Here is a 19,742-nt window from a genome sequence, read left to right as displayed (position 1 = left end):
GATTTCCATCATACACGTCTGACGGTGACAGACCAGTGACAGACTCATGAACAATTCTAGCGTGATCGTGCCGGTCATGTCGTACGGGCGGATCGGGCACACTAACATCGACGCTGTTGTAAACCCGGCGAGAGCGTTCGGAGGGTGTGGCATGAGTGCGATCCGATTACGAAAGCAGAGGCTTCGTCGCCTTTCCGACAGGGGATTGCTGCGGCTGGCTGAGTATCTGGAAGGGGTCAATTTTGCGGCCTATGTCGACTTGATCCAGACGCCTTGGCGCCTCGCCTTGTTAAATTTGATTGGCGGCATCTTTCGCGGCTTGGGCATCGGGCTTGGCTTCACGATTATCGCAGGAACGATCGTGATGTTGCTGCAGCAGCTCGAAGTGCTCAACATACCGGTCATCGGCAAGTTTATCGCCGACTTGGTCGCTATCGTGCAGGCCCAATTACACACCAGACAGTATACGTATTGAGGGCGGGAGGAGTCGCTATGAAGTGGGAGCATATGCGCCAGCGATTAGAGAATCAGAAGCGCGAAGTCGAAGCCCGGCTCAGCGTGCGCAATGAGTCTGCCGATCTCGGTGACAGCATGCGCGATGAAATCTCCGAACTATCGATGTATGACAATCATCCCGCAGATGTCGCGAGTGAACTCTTCCTCCGAGGCATGGCGGTTGGCGATGAAGTCCGCGAGGAAGCGTATCTCGAAGACCTTGACGAGGCACTCAAACGCATCGATGCCGGGACGTACGGTGTGTGCGCCGAATGTGGCCGTGAAATCAGCGCAGAACGGATGGAGGCCATGCCGACCGCGCGTTATTGTATTGAATGCCAAGAAGACGCGGAGCGGCGCAAAAAACATCGCCATCGACCGGTCGAGGAGGACGTGCTTTGGCCTGGCTTTGGTGCGGTTTGGCTGGACGATCACGACCAAACCGGGTTCGACGGAGAAGATGCCTACCAGGCCGTGGCGCGTTTCCAAGAACCGGCGTTTGGCGAAGAGACGTATGAACAGCCAGATCTTGACGACAATACGGGTTTTGTCGACCCGATTGATCACATTTCGCAGGAATATTACATCCGGACATTGCCGTCGTCAGCTATTGAGCTGTCGGATTACGATGAGGATGGGACGCTTGCATAGCAAGCACCAACGTGTCGGCGCGAAGTCCGAGGCGAAGGCATTCGAGCGCAAGAAGGTCGCCTGCCGGAATGTTGCCGAGATTGACGTCGGATCCAAAGCGGCGAATAAATTCGACTTGCTGCTGTTTTTTCGGAGCCTCCCAGATGACTTTCTTCCTCGCCCAGGCTGGCAGTTCGTCGATGAAAGTCTGCACTAGGTTGTCGAGGACTTTGCCATTCGCATCGTAAACGCCGACACCTTCACCTGATTCGCGACCTTCGATAATCACATAGTCCGATCCGGCGTTTAAATCGGCGACGACGCTTCGGGCGCAGTTGACGATGTCCATGCTGTGCGAAAGCTTTTTCCCGATTTCGGAGACGACGACAGGAAAGATATCTTTGGCTTGCGCGATGGCCTTTTGCCGATCACTTGCTGGTAGTTCAATGGTTCCATCGGACACTTCCATGGCAGTGAAGCCAATACTTTGACATCGTTGCAGGTACTCTGTATATGTGCCCTGCAACCACGCAATTTCACCCAAAGTGCCGCCAGGGCAGGCAAGCACCTCCACCTCGCTGAGCAAGGCCAACTTGCGGCGCAAAATGGGCTCTGGATACAGAGGACTTGTACCAAACCCGAATTTAAATAAGTCGACGTACGCCGCGCCGACTTCAAGAATATCTGTTAGCGTGGAAAAGCCGAGCCCTTTATCGATCACCATGGTCAGTCCGGTCGATCTCGGCTTTTCCGCGCGAAGTCCGAGCGGAGCGCTGATGATTTGTGAGAAGGCGCCGCCGTCTGATACAATCACGGTATTCACACTCCTTTGCACACTGTCCCTTCACGGTATGAAGCACAACGTGAGTGGGTGCAGGCAGAATGCCAACGAGGAGACATGACCGTGAAGCGGATTCAATATTTGTTATACGTCGTTGCCGCACTGACCGTTGGATTTGATCAACTTCTCAAGTGGATTGTGCGTCGAACCTTGCCCATCGGTGACGCTGTGCTGGTCATCCCTGGCGTCGTCGAATTGACGCATCTGCAAAACCCCGGTGCCGCATTCAGCTTGTTTCCCAATCAAACGTGGCTGTTTGTTCTCATTGCCGCGATCGTCGTGGTGGCCGTTATATTCGTTCACCAGCGCTGGCATTTGGATCGCCTTGCACAGGTGGGACTGGGATTGTTGCTAGGGGGAGCGCTTGGCAACATGGTGGATCGCATCATTTCGCCAACGCACACCGTAACCGACTATGTGTACTTCTATACGATTCATTTTCCAGTATTTAATTTGGCGGACGCGTCAATCGATTTTGGCGTATTGTTTCTCCTCATCAGTTCGTTTCGGTCCGGCACGGAGCGATCCGACGACGGGAAGGGGGATCCCAAGTGAGATCCGCGGTGCGGGTTATCTATGAGGTTGCGCCATCCGAAGCAGGAGAACGCCTTGACAAGTGGCTGACTGAGCGCCTGCAAGAGGATGAGGTTGATATCTCGCGGACGGTTGTCCAGCAATGGCTGAAAAGCGGTTGTGTCACACGGCGGCGCCCTGGCAAAGTCAAGGCTTCGGATCCATTGGAGCCTGGCGACGTGTACGAAATTGAGGTGCCAGCCGAGGAACCGTTTGTCATCGTCCCGGACGATGTTGCCATGCACATGATGTATGAGGACGACGACCTGGTTGTCGTGGACAAGCCACGCGGTGTCGTCGTGCATCCCGGAGCCGGTAACGAACGAGGGACCTTGGTCAATGGACTTGCGGCCCGCGGTGTTCGGTTATCGGCACTCGGGGGTGAGATGCGCCCTGGTGTCGTACACCGGATCGACAAAGACACGAGCGGCCTTGTGATGTTTGCGAAGACAGAGCGCGCCTATTATGGCTTGACTGAGCAGTTGCGGGAACACACGGTGACTCGGCAGTACCGAGCTATCGTTCACGGAAAAATGGAACATCGGTCGGGCACGATTGATATGCCCATCGCTCGCGATCCGAACGACCGGCAACGCATGGCTGCGCGCCTCGAAGGCAAACGCGCCGTCACCCATTTTCAGGTCATCGAACAATTCGACCGCTATGCGGTTGTCATGTGTCAATTGGAAACGGGACGAACGCATCAAATTCGCGTCCATTTTGCGGAAATTGGCCATCCACTCGCTGGCGACAAGGTCTATGGCAGACGGCATACGCTGCCGATTGACGGGCAGGCGCTGCATGCCGAGACGCTTGGTTTTGTGCATCCGGCGACAGGGCAGTGGATGTCGTTTGCGAGTCCACTGCCTGCCGATATGGAACAGTTAATCGAGTGGTTGCGTGCGGGTAGAATTGGCTAGTTATTGGCTTGACACAGGAATCCTGACATGATAGTCTTCTTGCAAATCCCATAGTGTGAACTGCCTTTAAACCAATCCCGTGAGGTTGGAAAGGAGTCGGACAGCGCAGAACTGGTGTATGCTAGCCATGTGTTCTGGGCAAACGGCCACCTCCTAACCGGGGTGGTCGTTTTTCGTGTAGATATCCTTTCCAAAATGAAAGAGGGAAGAGTGTGTCGCAAAAAACGCAAATTATGGACGACGCGGCGATGCGTCGGTCGCTAACGCGCATGGCTCATGAAATCCTTGAGCGTAATAAAGGGCTGGACGACGTCGTGCTCGTAGGCATCGTGACGAGAGGTGTCGCACTTGCAGAGCGGATTCGCGAAAAATTGGCCGAGATCGAAGGGCAAACCATTCCCTGCCTGTCGCTTGACCCGACCCCCTATCGGGACGATCGCGCCGATGCGCGTCCGTCTAAGGCACATGTGCCGGCTCTTGATGTTGCGAAACGGCGTGTGATTCTCGTCGACGACGTCTTGTACACAGGGCGTACCGTGCGCGCCGCGCTCGACGCCATCATGGATGCTGGACGAGCACAATCGGTGCAATTGGCGGCATTGGTCGACCGCGGGCACCGCGAACTTCCGATTCGCCCCGATTTCATCGGCAAGAACGTGCCCACGTCGCGGGAAGAACAGGTCATCGTGCGGTTGCGCGAGGTCGATGGCGAAGACGGCGTGTGGATTGCCCACAGGCAGTCTTGACTGAACTGGACTGAGTCAGAACTGGAGTGATTCCTAGATGTTTCACGCACTCTCCATTGCGCAATTCGATGTCGATACGACGTTTCAATTGATTCGCCGCGCTGAAGCGTTGCGCGCAATGCCCCGCCACGAGGCCCGCGCACTGCTCGCCGGCGATATTGTCGCAACGCTGTTTTACGAACCAAGCACGCGCACGCGCCTTTCTTTTGAGGCGGCCGTTTATAGGCTCGGTGGACAGGTCGTAAGCGCCGAAAATGCGCGTGAAAATTCCTCTTCAAAGAAGGGCGAGAGTTTGGCCGACGTGTTTCGTGTCGTCGGCTGCTACGCCGATGCGATTGTCATCCGCCATCATAGTGCAGAGGAATTAGATGCCGCGGCTCCATTTTCACCGGTACCTGTCATCAATGCTGGGGCGGGATCCGGTGAGCACCCTACCCAAGCTTTGCTCGACGCGTACACGATTTGGCGAGAACTTGGCCGCCTGAGCGATTTAACGGTCGCCGTCCTTGGCGACTTAAAATACGGTCGCACGGTCCATTCTTTGTTGCGCCTGCTCGCCAAGATGGATGGTATTCGGATTCGCCTATTCCATCCCGAACCGCTCGGCCTACCGCCCGAACTGGCAGCGGAAATGCGCGATAGCGGGATTCCCATCGAGATTGCGGAAGATTTGGAAGATGCGGTGCGTGGCGCAGATATCGTGTATCAAACAAGGATTCAGGCAGAACGGCTACAAGCGGAACACGAGCTGTGCGCGACTGATGACTACGCCATTCGACGCAGTCACCTGGCGGTGTTACCGGAACATGCGCGCATCTTACACCCGCTACCACGCGTCGGCGAGATCGATCCGGCCATCGATCCTGACGATAGAGCTGCGTACTTTCGCCAGGCGGAAAACGGCTTGTACATGCGCATGGCCTTACTGGATCACATGCTGAGAGGGGAATTGGGATGATTGTACGAATCGACGGTGGTCGCCTGTGGGACGCCGAAAGCGGCCAGTTGCGCGAGACGAGTGTCGCGTTCGACGATGTGACAGGCGAGATTGTCGCACTTGGTCGAGGACTTAGCGCCGAAAAGGTCATCGAACTGCGTGGTGAAGCAGTGTTTCCGGGGTTCATCGACATGCACGTGCACTTGCGCGATCCCGGTTTAACGGCGAAGGAGTCTTTGGAAACTGGTGTGCAAGCTGCGGCCGCGGGAGGTTTTACGCAAGTCGCCTGTATGCCAAACACCAAGCCGCCGATTGATAGTCCAAAACTCGTTGCGGATATCGTAGAACGCGCCAAAGCCATCGGGAAAACAGAGGTACACCCAATTGCCTGCATCACACAAGGCCAGGCTGGGGATGAGTTGGCCGATTTTGAGGCATTGCGTGCGGCCGGTGCGGTCGGCTTTTCCGACGACGGGCGCGGCGTTCAACATGGTGGACGGATGCGCGAGGCGTTCTTGCGTTTAAAGGAGCTTGGGGTGCCTGCCATTATTCACGCGGAGGATGAGACGATTTCTGGAAAGGGCGTACTGCATCCAAACGCAGCCAGGCGCCTTGGACTCCTTGGCATCCCAATTGAAGCGGAGGCCGCGATGATTGCCCGGGACGTGTTACTCGCTGAACAAACGGGTGCTCATTTACACGTCTGCCATGTCAGCACAGAGCCGTCAGTGGCGGTCATTCGCTGGGCAAAAGCGCGCGGTATTCGCGTCACTGCTGAAGTGACACCGCATCACTTGTTGCTTTCTGAAACGGCGATTAAGCGCGACGATGCAAATTGGAAAGTCAACCCGCCTTTGCAAAGCGAACGCGATCGCGAGGCATGCCTCGAAGGTTTCCTCGACGGTACGCTCGACATCATCGCGACGGATCATGCGCCGCACACGCCGGCAGAAAAGGCCCAGTCGATGGCGACGGCACCGTTTGGCATGGTGGGATTAGAAACCGCGTTCGGACTCCTCTACACGTATCTTGTACTTCCTGGCACGGTGCCGCTCAAGCGCATCATCGAAGGGATGACGTCGCGGCCGGCCCGTCTCTTTGGCCTTGCGGGTGGCTCTATTCGGCCAGGGGCGCGTGCCGATTTTGCGATTGTCGACTTACATGCGGAACGGACGATCGACCCAGCCTTGTTCTACACGAAAGGACGCAACACTCCGTTTCTCGACTGGCGGATCGCAGGCGTCATCAAAAGTACCATTCGCAGAGGGCAAGTGATTTATGAAGCGGGAGAGGAGCGGTTGTCATGACGATGAATCGTCGCGCGATGGCGCGGTTGATTTTAGAAAATGGCTTGGCGTTTGAAGGTACGCACTTTGGTGCAGAGGGCACGCGCTTTGGTGAAGTGGTCTTTAATACGGGGATGACGGGCTATCAGGAAGTGCTTACGGATCCATCATACTTCGGGCAAATCGTGACGATGACATATCCACTCATTGGCAATTACGGTGTGAACGTCGACGACGTGGAATCCCGTCATCCGCATGTACGTGGCTTTGTCGTCAAGACATTCGCGGAAAGTCCATCGCACTATAAGCAGACAGACAGCCTGGAGAGGTATCTCCAGCAGCACAACATCGTTGGCATCGCGGGCATCGATACGCGCGAATTGACCAAGGCCATTCGCACGGTTGGAGCGATGCGGGCGGTCATTACGACAGAGGATGCGCCAGTCGACGAATTGTTGGCGAGGATGCCAGAGGCGTTGGTGCCTGATGCGGTAGAGCGCGTGACGACGCAGACCGTGTATCGCAGCCCGGGTCCAGGGCACCGCGTGGTGCTCATCGACTACGGCATGAAGGCAGGCATCTTGCGCAGTTTGCTCGATCGCGGTTGCGACGTTATCGTCGTGCCTGCGACGTCGACGGCGGCGGATGTTCTCTCCTGGCATCCACACGGTGTCATGCTCAGCAATGGGCCTGGCAATCCGGAAGACGTGCCGTTTGCCATTGCGACGTTACGCGACCTCATCGGTCGCGTCCCCATCTTTGGAATATGTTTGGGACATCAATTAATTGCGTTGGCGTGTGGTGCCAAAACGCGAAAAATGAAATTTGGTCATCGCGGAGCCAACCACCCGGTCAAAGACTTGCGCACAGGTCGCGTCGACATCACTTCCCAAAACCATGGCTACATGGTTGATGCGGACTCGCTGGCAGGCACGCCTTTACAGTTGACGCACGTCAATTTGAACGACGGAACGGTCGAAGGATTGGCGCACAAGCAGGAGCCGGTGTTCTCCGTGCAGTATCACCCTGAGTCGCGGCCCGGCCCGACCGACGCAAGGTACCTGTTTGACAACTTTATGGATATGATCAGCCAGGTGAGGGAGGGGCGGTTCACACATGCCTAAGCGGACGGATATACACAAGATCATGGTCATCGGCAGTGGCCCCATCGTCATTGGCCAAGCGGCGGAGTTTGATTATGCAGGGACGCAAGCCTGTCAGGCCTTAAAAGAAGAAGGCTATGAGGTCGTGCTCGTCAACTCGAACCCGGCGACCATCATGACCGACCAAAACATGGCTGACAGGGTCTACATCGAGCCGATCACGCTCGACTTCGTCGCGCAGATCATCCGCAAGGAGCGGCCAGACGGATTGCTGGCGACGCTTGGTGGCCAGACCGGGTTGAATATGGCGGTACAACTCGCCAATAGCGGCATTCTCGAGCAGGAGGGCGTACAATTACTCGGTTCTCCGCTCAGCGCGATCGAAAAGGCAGAGGATCGCGAACTGTTTCGCCAACTGATGAAGGAGATTGGCCAGCCAGTTCCACAAAGCGCCATTGTGCGAAATGAACAAGAGGCAAACGCCTTTGCTGAAGAAGTCGGTTTCCCCATTATCATTCGGCCTGCCTATACCCTTGGTGGCACGGGCGGTGGCATCGCAAACAACTGGCGCGAGTATCAAGAGATTGTCGAGCGCGGTTTAACGCTCTCGCCCATTCATCAAGTGCTCGTCGAACAAAGTATCGCGGGTTACAAGGAAATTGAGTACGAAGTGATGCGCGATGCGGCCGGCACGGCCATCGTCGTTTGCAACATGGAGAATTTCGATCCGGTCGGCGTCCACACGGGAGACTCGATTGTCGTCGCGCCGAGTCACACGCTGTCCGACGAGGACTATCAGATGTTGCGCAACGCCAGCCTCGACATCATTCATGCACTGGGCATCGAAGGCGGGTGCAACGTGCAGTTGGCACTCGATCCGAATTCGTCGCAGTACTACGTGATTGAGGTCAATCCGCGCGTCAGTCGATCCAGTGCTCTGGCATCGAAGGCGACCGGCTATCCTATCGCGCGCATCGCGACGAAAATCGCCGTAGGTTATCGCTTGGATGAACTCAAGAACCCAGTTACCCAGGATTCGTACGCGGCGTTTGAACCGGCGCTCGACTATGTCGTCACCAAAATTCCACGCTGGCCTTTTGACAAGTTTCGCAGTGCGAACCGAGCACTGGGCACACAGATGAAAGCGACTGGCGAAGTGATGGCCATTGGGCGCACGTTTGGCGAATCCTTGTTGAAGGCGATTCGCAGTTTGGAGATTGGAACCTATTCGTTGTGGACCAAGCAGGCTGCGCATTGGTCGGATGTGGACATTGAAAAGAAAATTGCGATTGCGGACGACGACCGGCTCTTTGCTATCGCAGAAGCACTGCGCCGAGGGATAAGCGTCGAGCAGATGCATAAGTGGAGCCAGATCGATCGGTGGTTCCTGTGGCAGCTTGAGAAATTGGTACAACTGGAGCAGGCGATTGCAGACTTGGGACGGACTTCATTGTCTTTGCCGACGCTGCTCGAGCAAAATGAAGAGCTCATTGTACAAGCAAAGCGGCATGGCTTTCCAGACAGAGAACTGGCCCGTCTGCTCGGCACCGATGCACTGACAATCCGCAGTTGGCGCAAAGAGCATGGCATTGTACCCGTGTATAAGATGGTTGACACCTGTGCGGGCGAATTTGCGGCGACAACGCCGTATTATTACAGCACCTACGAGCGTGCGGACGAGGTTGAGGAGTCAAGCAAGAAAAAAATCGTCGTCCTTGGATCTGGGCCGATTCGCATCGGTCAGGGCATCGAATTTGACTACTGCACGGTACACGCGGTATGGGCACTGCAGCGCGAAGGTTATGAGGCGATTGTCATCAACAACAACCCGGAGACGGTCTCGACCGACTTCAGCACCTCGGATCGGTTGTATTTCGAACCCTTGGACGTTGAGGATGTGTTGAATGTAATCGATCGCGAACAACCGGAGGGCGTGATCGTCCAGTTCGGAGGCCAGACGGCCATCAACTTGGCGGGCCCCTTGGCCGATGCGGGTATACGCATTTTGGGTACGTCGCGCGAGAACATCGATGCGGCTGAAGATCGCGAGAAGTTTGACGAGCTCTTGACCGCACTTGAGATTGCGCGACCGCAGGGACGCACAGTGACGACGGTGGAACAGGCGGTTGCCGCTGCCGAGGCGCTGGGCTACCCGGTGCTTGTGCGCCCGTCGTACGTGCTCGGTGGCCGGGCGATGCAGATCATCTCCGATACGTCGGAACTTCTTCAGTATATGGATGAAGCGGTAGAAGTGTCGGATCAGCATCCCGTTCTCATCGACCGTTACGTAAATGGGATTGAGGCAGAGGTCGACGCCATCGCGGACGGCGAGACCGTGATCATTCCAGGCATTATGGAGCACATTGAGCGCGCTGGCGTGCACTCGGGCGACTCGATAGCGGTCTATCCGCCGCAAAACTTGACGGAAGACGTGAAAGCCGTCATGGAGGATTATGCGACTCGAATCGCGCGCAGCCTGCAGGTGCGCGGGCTGATGAACATCCAGTTCATCGTGCACGACGGCAAGGTCGAAGTCATCGAAGTAAATCCGCGCTCGTCACGAACCGTACCGTTTTTGTCCAAGGTCACAGGTGTGCCCATGGTGCAGCTGGCGATGCATGCGGTGTGCGGCGGATCGCTTGCCGAACTGGGGTATCAAAGTGGACGTGTCGCCGAAGCGAACACCGTTGCGGTGAAGGTGCCGGTGTTCTCGTTTGCGAAACTGCATCAGGTCGACATCAGCCTGGGTCCGGAAATGAAATCGACGGGCGAGGTGATGGGGCGCGATACGCACTACGAAAAGGCACTTTACAAAGGCATGTTGGCAGCTGGAACGAACATCCCGACACATGGCACGGTTCTTGCGACCATCGCCGACAAAGACAAGGCCGAGGCCTTTCCTTTACTCGCCGAGTTTGCCCGGTTGGGTTATCGCTTAGCGGCGACCGAAGGCACCGCGCGCTACTTGCGCGACCGCGGACTTGAAGTCAGGATTGTCAACAAGTTGGCGCAAGGGACCCCCAATTTGGCCGACGATATCCGTCAAGGGCGTATCCAACTGGTCATCAACACGTTGACCAAGGGCTTGAAACCAGAGCGGGATGGCTTTCGCATTCGCCGCACGGCTGTCGAGCATGGGGTTCCATGTTTGACATCGCTCGATACGGTGAGGTCTGTACTGGACATCGTCAAATTGATTCACTTCCAGACACTCGCGCTTGGTGACAATCCGACGTCGGCGATCCCGGCAAGTGGGTGGCGTGCATGAATACAGAGCAGATGACGGAGCTTTTGGCGACGACGTACGACGACGTGCGTCGCGCCACTTACATTGCGCTCGACGTGGACACGGAAGCGAAGGCGTTAGCCGTCGTGGATCAGTTGGGACCTGCGGTGGATGGCTATAAGGTCGGGCTCGAATTGTTTCACGGAGCGGGCATGCGTTTGGTTGAAAAATTGCTTGCTCGCGGTCTGCGAGTCTTTTTGGACATGAAGTTGCATGATATTCCGAATACGGTTGCAGGTGCGCTGCGTGCCATTTGTCAATATCCAATCGAAATGGTCAATGTGCACGCGCAAGGTGGCCCACGGATGCTACAGGCAGCCCGCGAGGCGGTCGCCATGAGCCCGTACAGCCCTTTGCTGATTGGGGTAACGGTGTTGACGAGCCTTGGCGACGACGATCTTCAAGCCATGGGTGTCGCCGGCGGTCCTGCCCAGGCTGTCGTACGGCTTTCCAAACTGGTGCAGGAAGCCGGGCTGAATGGGGTCGTCTGCTCTGCGCAGGAACTGCAACTGCTGCAAGGTATTGTACCGCCCACGTTTGAACGCGTTGTCCCTGGAACCCGCTTGCTGGAAGATGCGGCGCAGGATCAAACGCGGGTTGCCACGCCAAAACTTGCGATGCGCGATGGTGCGACGCGCCTTGTATTAGGACGAGCGGTCGTCGCAGCGGAGGATAAGCTGGCGGCTTTGCAGAAGTATTGGCGGGCGATGAAGGAGGGGTTGAACGGATGAGCGATACGTTTTCCATCGAATATGACGGTCTTTCGTATGTCATTGCACGCGGCTTGTTGCAGATTGGCGCAGTCGAATTGCGTCCCAGCCAGCCCTTTACCTGGTCGAGTGGTTGGCGCTCACCAATTTATTGCGATAATCGCTTGCTCTTAGGCTATCCTGTGTTGCGCAACGCTGTCGTCACGGGCTTTGAGGCGATCATCGAGAATGAATTGCCGGCTGTCGAACTGATCGCCGGTGCGGCGACGGGAGGGATCCCGCATGCCGCCATGCTGGCGGATCGCATGGGGCTACCATGTGCGTATGTACGATCCGAACCCAAAGCACATGGTCGTGGCAAACAAATCGAAGGGTACGCCCGGCCGGGGATGAAGGCCGTCGTGATCGAAGATACGCTGTCCACGGGCAAATCAGCCTATAACGCGGCGCAGGCCCTGCGCGACGCGGGGGTCGACGTGATCTCCATCCTCACGATACTGTCTTACGACTTCGACATTGCGAGCGAGAAAGCCATAGAAACGGGCATTCCAGCGTACCGGTTGGTCCCGTATGAGGTATTGCTACAAGTGGCACTGGAGAGGGGCGACATCGAAGAGTCGGATATTGACCTACTGATGAAGTGGCGCAAGTCGCCTGATACCTTTGGGGTGTGAAGGTTTTACCAGCCCGCCTCGACATGAGTGCGTGGCAGTGAAGCCTTCGTGGACGACCTTCGCAGGCGGCCAGCAGGTTGGCTTGGTTTAGCCCATGCGGCTCGCCTGCGTATAGGGGCGCCTCACGAAACCTCGCTGACAGAAGAGGTGCCAGACGGCAACGTCGGTGGCCGCTGCGGCAGGCAAAGCAGGGCGACGCCGAGTGCGGAGACGGCGGCAGAAGCGAGAAACACCGCTGACAGCGACATGTTGTGCGTCAATGCAGTGCTCAGAATGGGTGCGACGGTACCGCGAATGCCAAACAGCAGGTAATGCAAACCAAATGCGGTGGCCTCGCGGCCTGGCGACACTTTGAAGATGTACGCCATGCAGCCGATGTCCCACGCGGCGTCGCCAACCCCAAGGAACATACAGGAGACGATCACGCCAAAGTACGATCCGAACACGACGTACAGAAGAGGCGCGAGGGTATATGCGAGCATGCCGACAAACATGGCGAGCCGCGGCGATGATTTGTCGATGAGCCATCCTAAGACAAAGTAGGCCACGAGAAGTGCAATGTAGTAGGCCACACGAGTCATGCCAATCTGGTCGTTTGACAAGTTGAGCCTATGCACCTGATAGATTTGATAGATAGGGCCCGCAAGCAGGTTGCCAAAGCCGGTCGCTGTCGTTGCGGCCAAAAATAGCGCAAGCGGACGATTTTCGCGCACAAGCAACCACTGTCGGCGAGCACTTGTCAGAAACGACCTGCGCGGCGCACTTAACATGTTCTCGTTGGTTTCCGGGCGCGGTTCGACTTCGCGCACGCGGCAGAACAAGATCACAGAGGCCGTGCCAAAAAGTGCTGCGAGTATAAGTGGCCAGCGATCCCCAGTTGCCTGGCTCCAGATACCTACGACGTAGGCGAGCGGAATGAGTAAAAATCCTTGTGCCACACGGACGTAACCCATGAGTCGCCCGCGCAAGTGCGGCGGATACACGCGCGTGAGCAGCGAAGGGTAGGCGGGTGCCTGAATGCCGTTCATAAAATTGACGACAAAGGATATGAGAACAAAGACGAGGGGAGATAGAAACATCCCCGCGATTACGACGGACATTCGGCCTATCGTCAGCGGCCAAAGCACAAACGGCTTCGGCGAGCGTTGACCCATCAGTCCAGCCCACAAGGGCGACAAAAGCATGCCGATAGCTGGGGCGGCGCTTAACAGACCGACATCCAGGTTGGTTGCGCCGTGGCGAATGGCCATCGGGGCGTAAAATTGATTGACGACAACGTTAAATAATGCAAATAGTACGGAACCCCCAAAATCGATTTGGAAGTTGCGCCAAGTTTCGCGACGCATCTGCATGCCGAGTCGATACGTCACCGATTCTGAATGTGACAGCGCTTTCCCCATGTCTATCCCCAGTTGTCCGGGCGCCGTGGACGGCGCCCTTCGCGAATGATTCTGCTGTCGGCAACAAGCGACGGCGATTCTTCAGGAACTCGATTATACCCAACCGCGCCAACGCATGGCCTCGGCAAACGGGCGAATTCCGACCATATAGGCAGCCAAACGCGGCGATACGCCATAGCGCTCTGCTGTATCGAGGATGTTGTGAACGCTTTGCACCATCATGGCCTCTAAGCGTTGGTTGACCTCATCCTCAGTCCAATAGAAACCTTGGTTGTTTTGTACCCACTCGAAGTACGATACCGTGACACCGCCTGCATTGGCCAGCACATCAGGCACCACGACGATGCCTCTGTCGTGCAGGATTTGATCCGCGTCTGGCGTCGTGGGGCCGTTTGCCGCTTCGATCACCATCGACGCCTGCAATTTGGGCGCGTTGTCTGCGTGGATTTGGTTTTCGAGGGCCGCAGGCACCAAAACATCGCAGGGCTGCACGAGAAATTCTTCTGTTGGCATGACGTTAGCAAGGCGCGGAGTGACCATGCCAAACGAGTCCTTTTGGTCAATCAAGTCTGGAATGTCGAGCCCGCCTTCGCGGTAGACGCCGCCTCCCGCATCGCTGATGCCGACAATCGTCGCACCCATCTCGTGGAGGATACGGGCAACATTGCTACCAACATTGCCAAACCCTTGTACGAGTATCCGTAAGTCTTGGACTTGTTTGCCAAGGCGTCCGGCCGCTTCGCGCAGCGCGATCGCCACGCCAAGTGCGGTGGCCGCTTCACGTCCGCGCGAGCCGCCGAGCACCAAGGGTTTACCCGTGATAAAGCCGGGCGAGTCGGATTCGCGGATACGGCTATATTCGTCGTACATCCAGGACATGATCTGCGCGTTTGTATACACGTCTGGCGCTGGGATGTCCTTGGCCGGACCGACGATTTGGCTGATGGCGCGAACATATCCCCGGGCAAGTCGCTCCTGTTCGCCCAGGCTCATCGTGCGCGGGTCGCAGACGATGCCGCCCTTCGCGCCGCCGTAGGGAAGGTTGAAGATACCGCATTTCAGCGACATCCAGATCGAAAGTGCCTTGACTTCGTCGAGGGTGACATCCGGGTGAAAGCGAACGCCGCCTTTCGTCGGGCCGACAGCGTCATTGTGCTGCGCACGATAGCCTGTGAAGACTTCGGTGCGGCCATCGTCCATGCGCACGGGGATTTGTACCGTCATGACGCGCAAAGGCTCCGCCAAAAGTTCGTAGACCGCCTCTTCGTAACCCAAGCGATCCAATGCTTCGCGAATGGCTTCCTGGGTGTTGGTGAGGACGTTTGTCCCGTGCGCGGGCTTGTTGGCACCGACAATCAAGCGTTTGTTCACTGGGTTGGAACTCATGTCCATCTCTCCTTGAGCTTTGTCCGGGCGAGCAGCCATGGTTTAATTGTGGTTCGTATCCGCCCGACGCTGCAATATCGATTCGACCTCGGTGCGATCCGGGGTGACAAACAGTGTTCGCTGCTGACCGTAAAGCACAAAGCCGGGGCGTGCGCCGTTCGGCTTCCAGACGTTGCGCACTTCCGTGATATCGACAGGAACTGTCGCCGAGTCGCGCGCCCGGCTGAAATAGGCAGCGAGTAGCGCGGCTTCCTCGATGGTCGACTCGGGAATGGACTCGGCCTGGCCACGTTCAATGACGACGTGTGAACCCGGCTCGCCTTTGACGTGAAGCCAAAGGTCATGTTTGGCACTCGTGCGCAAGGTGAGTCGGTCGTTTTGTAAATTGTTGCGGCCCACGCGCATGACGAACCCGTCCTCGGACAGGTACGCAGCCGGTTTCGCCTCCGGATCGCGCGAAGCCTCACGTCCGCGTTTGGAGCCAGGTTTTCGCCGTTGCATTTTGGGCGTGAGAAACCCTTGGCTGATGAGTTCGCGCCGGACCTGCTCCAGGTTGTCGAGCGAGGTATCGGCGAGCGATTGCATCACAGCTTCCAGGTATGCGAGATCCCGCTCGGTTTCTGCCATTTGCGCGGCGACCGCGGTTTGCGCGCGCTTGCGTTTCGTCGCCAGCTTGAAGTAGCGCTGCGCGTTTGCGATGGCATCCAGCGCCGGGTCGAGTTCAATCGAAAGGACCTCGCCCTCCCGGTAGTAATTCGGCAGTTCGACCCGGGAAGCTCCCTTTGGCACTTGATAGGCGAAAGCGGTTAACAGCTCTGCCTGAACTCGATAACGCTCTTCGTCTGCACTATCCGCGAGCGAAGCTTCGAGCTTCACGCGCTTGCCGCGCAACTTGTCAATTTGATCGGCGACGACTCGCACCAGTTCGTCCTGCAAGCGGGAGTGGTACAAGATTTCTCCTGTATCCGCGAAACGCCGGCGAATCGCTTCACTCATGTCCGGGCAGTCGGCATAGCGATCGCGGTGCGTTAATAGGAAGGGGGCGCACTCGACGGCGCGACCCATCTCGTCAATCGCAACAGAAGGCCTTTCGCTCGCTTGCTCGACACAGTCCACGAGCGCCTCGGCGCAGTGGAAGACCGCTTCGCCTGCGTCCATCGCGCGCATGCGACTTGCGCGAAATAGAATTTCGCGCGCGGAAACAGGACCGACTCCGGCTAGGCGTTCGACGACGAGCATCACATTCGCGCGACTCAACCAATGGGCCGCATCGACCGCCGCGAATGCGCCTTTCGTCAAGCTCTGGATGGCCTGTTTGGGTTGTGCAGGCGGCGGCACGTACGCGCATCCGGGCAACACCTCGCGATGGCGCGACATGGCCTCGGTAACGCGGACAATCGCGTCAATGACGCCTTTGGTTCCGTCGTCATGGTTGCGACAGAGAACGATGTTGCTGTGCCGTCCCATCATTTCGCAAACCAGCGAATAGACACGCACGTCGCCCAGTTCGTCGATGGATTCGACGTGCAATTCAATCACGCGATCCCATCCCTGTTGCGCGACGCCGACGATCCTGCCACCTTCCAGATGTTTGCGTAAAAGCATACAGAACATGGGAGGTTCCGGCGGATTGTCCGGTTTCTCATGAGCCAAAAAGTGCATACGTGCAAACTGCTTATGAGCCGAGATGAGCAACCGCCTCGATCCCATCCCCGGAGAGCGCAGGGAGATGACGAGATCGCGTTCGCCAGGCTGATGGATTTTTTCGATCTTCGCGCCGGTCAAGGCGCTGTTTAGTTCGTTGGCCAGACGCCGCATGGTTAGTCCATCCACGATCGATGCTCCTCTCCAAAAAGGAGTATACCGCAGAATCCCTTCGCCTGCGCAGATGGATGGATATTTTGTCGCGTGACAAGGGACATGTTCCAGCTTGGCCGGGCATAGAGATTACGAGACAAGTTGGCGAAGGGGTGGCTCAGTTGGAACAGCACTGGCACGCGCTGAGTGATGCGGAGTGCTTGCAGGCGCTTGGTAGCTCCGCAAACGGTCTTTCTGCCGAAGATGTGGAGGCAAGAAGGCGGACACACGGTTTGAACCTGCTAAGCGAAGGCAGCAAGGTTTCGCTATTGACCGTGTTTTTAAACCAGTTTCGCGATTTTATGATCCTGGTCTTGCTCGCGGCGACGTTGATTTCTGGCTTGCTCGGCGAGTACACGGACGCGATCACGATTATCGCAATCATCGTGCTCAACGGTATCCTCGGCTTTGTCCAAGAAATTCGCGCAGAGCGATCGCTCGCGGCGCTCAAAGAACTGACGGCTCCCGTGGCACGCGTGCGGCGCGGCGGCAAGGTGATTGAGGTGCCAGCCAAGGAACTCGTGCCCGGGGACATCGTGTTGCTGGAAGACGGCGATCGCGTTCCTGCAGACGGGCGCATTCTTAAGGCCGTCGCATTCGATGTCGAGGAATCGGCGTTGACGGGCGAGTCGGTTCCGGCAAGCAAGGACCCGAAGGCTGTGATTGAAGCCAACAGCAACCTTGGGGATCGCAAGAACATGGTCTACATGGGCACCATGGTCACGCGCGGCAAGGCGGAAGTCGTGGTCACTGCAATTGGCATGGCCACGGAGATGGGGAAAATCGCAGATTTAATGCAACAGTCCGAAGAACAGTTGACACCGCTTCAGCAGCGGCTTGACCAACTAGGTAAAACATTGGTCTGGATTTCGCTGGGGATCACGGTACTCGTCGTCATCGCTGGTGTCTTGCACGGTCACGCGCTCTACGAGATGTTTCTCGCCGGCGTCTCGCTTGCTGTCGCTGCCATTCCCGAAGGGCTCCCGGCTATTGTAACGATTGCGCTCGCCTTGGGCGTGCAGCGGATGATCAAGCGCAACGCCATCGTTCGCAAACTGCCATCGGTGGAGACGCTTGGCTGTGCGACGGTCATCTGCTCAGACAAGACGGGGACGCTGACGCAAAATCGGATGACGGTGCAGAAGTTGTTTGCCGATGGCACCTATGTGACCGTCACGGGCAGTGGGTATCAACAGACCGGCGAATTTTTGATCGACAATCACAAAATTGACCCGAATAAGCGACCGGCCCTGAAGAGCCTCGTCGAGATTGCAGCGGCATGCAACAACGCCGCAATCGTCGAGAAGGAGGTCGAGGGCGGTGTCGACTACGCGATACAGGGCGATCCGACGGAAGGCGCTCTACTAGTTCTGGCGCGCAAGGCTGGGTTCTCCGATGTCGCGGCCGTCTACGAGCGCGTCGGCGAACAGCCGTTTGATTCGGAGCGCAAGCTCATGTCCGTATTGGTAAAGGCAGGCACGGACGTGTTTGCGTTCGTCAAAGGTGCGCCTGACGTATTGCTCGAGCGCTGTAGCCGCGTGCTCGCCGGTGGTCGCGAGGAATCGCTTGGCCAAAATACGCGCAAGCAAATTCAGGCTGCCAATCTTGAGATGGCCGAAGGGGCAATGCGCAATCTGGCATTTGCCTACCGGAAGTTTCCGAGCATCGAGGCGGCGCGGGAAGCAGAGTGGGAACGAGAATTGGTATTCGTCGGGCTGTGCGGCATGATCGATCCGCCGCGTGAAGAAGTGAAGGACGCGATCGCAACCGCGCGCAGTGCCGGTATCCGCACTGTGATGATCACGGGTGATCATCAGGTGACGGCAATGGCGATTGCAAAGGAACTCGACATTCTGCCGACCAATGGTCGAGTCATGACTGGCGTCGAGTTGGACGCGATGGACGACGGTAAGCTTGCCCAAGTGGTCAACGACGTCTACGTCTACGCCCGCGTGACACCGGAACACAAGCTCCGCATTGTCCGCGCGTTGCAGGCAAACGCACATGTGGTCGCGATGACTGGCGACGGCGTCAACGATGCGCCTGCCATTAAGCAGGCCGACATCGGGATTGCCATGGGCCAATCGGGCACCGACGTCGCTAAGGAAGCTTCGAGTCTCGTCCTTGCTGATGACAACTTTGCGACCATCGTCGCGGCGGTGGAAGAGGGTCGCGGCATCTACGACAACATCAAAAAGTTTATTCGTTACCTATTGGCGTCCAACGTTGGCGAGATTGTGACGATGTTCGCTGCGATGCTCGCCGGGTTACCGCTACCGCTCGCGCCGATACAGATCTTGTGGGTCAATTTGGTGACGGATGGTTTGCCCGCGATCGCGCTTGGCGTGGATTCGCCGGAAGGCGATATCATGAAACGCCGCCCGCGCGACGTCCATGAAGGGATTTTTGCCAAAGGCATGGCAACCAAGATTCTCTCGCGCGGCATTCTCATTGGTTTGGTGACGCTTGCGGTGTTCGTTTGGTCCTTGAAAACAGACAAAAATCTGGCACATGCCCAAACGATGGCCTATGCGACGTTGACCATGGCACAGTTGATTCTCGTCTTCGACTGCAGAAGTCTTGAAGGCGGTATTATGAAACGCAATCCGCTCGGGAACATCTGGCTCATCCTGGCCGTCATCTCGTCGGTTGTGTTGTTTGCCTTTACGATTTACGTGCCAAAAATCGCGAAGGCGTTCCACACGGTTCCGTTGGGTCTGACCGATTGGATCATTGTCCTTGTGCTCGCCGCCATCCCGACGTTCGCTCTGTCGATCCGCCGCCTTGGGCGCAACGCACTTCGCCCCAAAAGCGGAGCCAACGACGACAGAATGGCTGCCTGAAGCAAGCCGAATTGCCCACCGCCCCGGCGCATTGTAGAATGTTGGGGAACATGGG

16 protein-coding genes are annotated in these 19,742 nt (G+C 57.0%); 12 read left to right on the top strand and 4 right to left on the bottom strand.

Annotated elements, in window-relative coordinates:
• Positions 1-151: 151 nt before the first annotated feature.
• Together QMF38_RS05735 and QMF38_RS05730 are read left to right on the top strand one after the other, a co-directional pair.
• Positions 152-475, top strand: coding sequence for a DUF5665 domain-containing protein (locus tag QMF38_RS05735; RefSeq protein WP_058094017.1), 324 nt, complete (start codon positions 152-154; stop codon positions 473-475).
• Positions 476-492: 17 nt separating this feature from the next.
• Positions 493-1,146, top strand: coding sequence for a TraR/DksA C4-type zinc finger protein (locus tag QMF38_RS05730; protein ID WP_058094016.1), 654 nt, complete (start codon positions 493-495; stop codon positions 1,144-1,146).
• Here the strand turns inward: QMF38_RS05730 and QMF38_RS05725 are convergent.
• A complete protein-coding gene (locus QMF38_RS05725) occupies positions 1,103-1,939 on the bottom strand; it encodes a phosphosulfolactate synthase (protein ID WP_281758909.1) in 837 nt (278 codons plus the stop codon). The genes QMF38_RS05730 and QMF38_RS05725 overlap by 44 nt on opposite strands.
• Positions 1,940-2,029: 90 nt before the next feature.
• Here QMF38_RS05725 and lspA point away from each other — a divergent pair, with 90 nt between their 5' ends.
• The 9 genes from lspA (at position 2,030) to pyrE (ending at position 12,201) form a co-directional block, all read left to right on the top strand.
• Positions 2,030-2,521 carry a signal peptidase II gene (lspA, locus tag QMF38_RS05720; RefSeq protein ID WP_281758908.1) on the top strand — a complete coding sequence of 164 codons (492 nt, stop codon included), beginning with the start codon at positions 2,030-2,032 and terminating at the stop codon, positions 2,519-2,521.
• Positions 2,518-3,459: an RluA family pseudouridine synthase gene (locus tag QMF38_RS05715; protein ID WP_281758907.1), complete on the top strand. Its 942-nt coding sequence runs from the start codon at positions 2,518-2,520 to the stop codon at positions 3,457-3,459. The genes lspA and QMF38_RS05715 overlap by 4 nt, the downstream gene beginning before the upstream one ends.
• Before the next feature lie 212 nt (positions 3,460-3,671).
• Positions 3,672-4,205, top strand: a complete 534-nt coding sequence (gene pyrR / locus QMF38_RS05710) for a bifunctional pyr operon transcriptional regulator/uracil phosphoribosyltransferase PyrR (RefSeq protein WP_058094013.1) — start codon at positions 3,672-3,674, stop codon at positions 4,203-4,205.
• Positions 4,206-4,242: 37 nt separating this feature from the next.
• Positions 4,243-5,163 carry an aspartate carbamoyltransferase gene (gene pyrB / locus QMF38_RS05705; protein WP_281758906.1) on the top strand — a complete coding sequence of 307 codons (921 nt, stop codon included), beginning with the start codon at positions 4,243-4,245 and terminating at the stop codon, positions 5,161-5,163.
• Entirely contained in the window at positions 5,160-6,449 is a 1,290-nt protein-coding gene (locus tag QMF38_RS05700; RefSeq protein ID WP_281758905.1) for a dihydroorotase, read from the top strand. The genes pyrB and QMF38_RS05700 overlap by 4 nt, the downstream gene beginning before the upstream one ends.
• Positions 6,446-7,552, top strand: a complete 1,107-nt coding sequence (carA, locus tag QMF38_RS05695) for a glutamine-hydrolyzing carbamoyl-phosphate synthase small subunit (protein WP_281758904.1) — start codon at positions 6,446-6,448, stop codon at positions 7,550-7,552. Before QMF38_RS05700 ends, carA begins: the two co-directional genes overlap by 4 nt.
• The gene (gene carB, locus QMF38_RS05690) at positions 7,545-10,799 is read left to right on the top strand and encodes a carbamoyl-phosphate synthase large subunit (protein ID WP_281758903.1); all 3,255 of its coding nucleotides are present in this window, start codon (positions 7,545-7,547) and stop codon (positions 10,797-10,799) included. The genes carA and carB overlap by 8 nt, the downstream gene beginning before the upstream one ends.
• Positions 10,796-11,548, top strand: a complete 753-nt coding sequence (pyrF, locus tag QMF38_RS05685) for an orotidine-5'-phosphate decarboxylase (protein ID WP_281758902.1) — start codon at positions 10,796-10,798, stop codon at positions 11,546-11,548. Before carB ends, pyrF begins: the two co-directional genes overlap by 4 nt.
• The gene (gene pyrE / locus QMF38_RS05680; RefSeq protein WP_058094008.1) at positions 11,545-12,201 is read left to right on the top strand and encodes an orotate phosphoribosyltransferase; all 657 of its coding nucleotides are present in this window, start codon (positions 11,545-11,547) and stop codon (positions 12,199-12,201) included. Before pyrF ends, pyrE begins: the two co-directional genes overlap by 4 nt.
• Before the next feature lie 122 nt (positions 12,202-12,323).
• Here the strand turns inward: pyrE and QMF38_RS05675 are convergent, their stop codons facing one another.
• The 3 genes from QMF38_RS05675 to QMF38_RS05665 form a co-directional block, all read right to left on the bottom strand.
• A complete protein-coding gene (locus tag QMF38_RS05675) occupies positions 12,324-13,601 on the bottom strand; it encodes an MFS transporter (RefSeq protein ID WP_281758901.1) in 1,278 nt (425 codons plus the stop codon).
• A gap of 93 nt (positions 13,602-13,694) precedes the next feature.
• Positions 13,695-14,987, bottom strand: a complete 1,293-nt coding sequence (locus QMF38_RS05670) for a Glu/Leu/Phe/Val family dehydrogenase (RefSeq protein ID WP_281758900.1) — start codon at positions 14,985-14,987, stop codon at positions 13,695-13,697.
• Positions 14,988-15,029: 42 nt separating this feature from the next.
• On the bottom strand, positions 15,030-16,820 hold the full coding sequence (locus tag QMF38_RS05665) for an Rqc2 family fibronectin-binding protein (protein ID WP_281758899.1): 1,791 nt from the start codon (positions 16,818-16,820) through the stop codon (positions 15,030-15,032).
• A gap of 146 nt (positions 16,821-16,966) precedes the next feature.
• On the opposite strand from QMF38_RS05665, the gene QMF38_RS05660 reads away from it, so the two are divergent.
• Entirely contained in the window at positions 16,967-19,687 is a 2,721-nt protein-coding gene (locus tag QMF38_RS05660) for a calcium-translocating P-type ATPase, SERCA-type (RefSeq protein ID WP_390854104.1), read from the top strand.
• The last annotated feature ends 55 nt before the right edge of the window (positions 19,688-19,742 follow it).

Origin of the sequence: Alicyclobacillus hesperidum subsp. aegles (genome assembly GCF_027923525.1) — a bacterium.
GTDB lineage: Bacteria > Bacillota > Bacilli > Alicyclobacillales > Alicyclobacillaceae > Alicyclobacillus > Alicyclobacillus aegles.
Note: the sequence above shows the minus strand (reverse complement) of the source record. Positions and strands in the feature narration are given on the sequence as shown.

Bases quoted from the DNA above. Each gene is read 5' to 3' on its own strand.
- carB (WP_281758903.1), top strand. From the start codon at position 7,545: ATGCCTAAGCGGACGGATATACACAAGATCATGGTCATCGGCAGTGGC.
- carA (WP_281758904.1), top strand. From the start codon at position 6,446: ATGACGATGAATCGTCGCGCGATGGCGCGGTTGATTTTAGAAAATGGC.
- QMF38_RS05675 (WP_281758901.1), bottom strand. From the start codon at position 13,601: ATGGGGAAAGCGCTGTCACATTCAGAATCGGTGACGTATCGACTCGGC.
- QMF38_RS05735 (WP_058094017.1), top strand. From the start codon at position 152: ATGAGTGCGATCCGATTACGAAAGCAGAGGCTTCGTCGCCTTTCCGAC.
- QMF38_RS05730 (WP_058094016.1), top strand. From the start codon at position 493: ATGAAGTGGGAGCATATGCGCCAGCGATTAGAGAATCAGAAGCGCGAA.
- pyrF (WP_281758902.1), top strand. From the start codon at position 10,796: ATGAATACAGAGCAGATGACGGAGCTTTTGGCGACGACGTACGACGAC.
- pyrB (WP_281758906.1), top strand. From the start codon at position 4,243: ATGTTTCACGCACTCTCCATTGCGCAATTCGATGTCGATACGACGTTT.
- QMF38_RS05700 (WP_281758905.1), top strand. From the start codon at position 5,160: ATGATTGTACGAATCGACGGTGGTCGCCTGTGGGACGCCGAAAGCGGC.
- QMF38_RS05670 (WP_281758900.1), bottom strand. From the start codon at position 14,987: ATGAGTTCCAACCCAGTGAACAAACGCTTGATTGTCGGTGCCAACAAG.
- pyrE (WP_058094008.1), top strand. From the start codon at position 11,545: ATGAGCGATACGTTTTCCATCGAATATGACGGTCTTTCGTATGTCATT.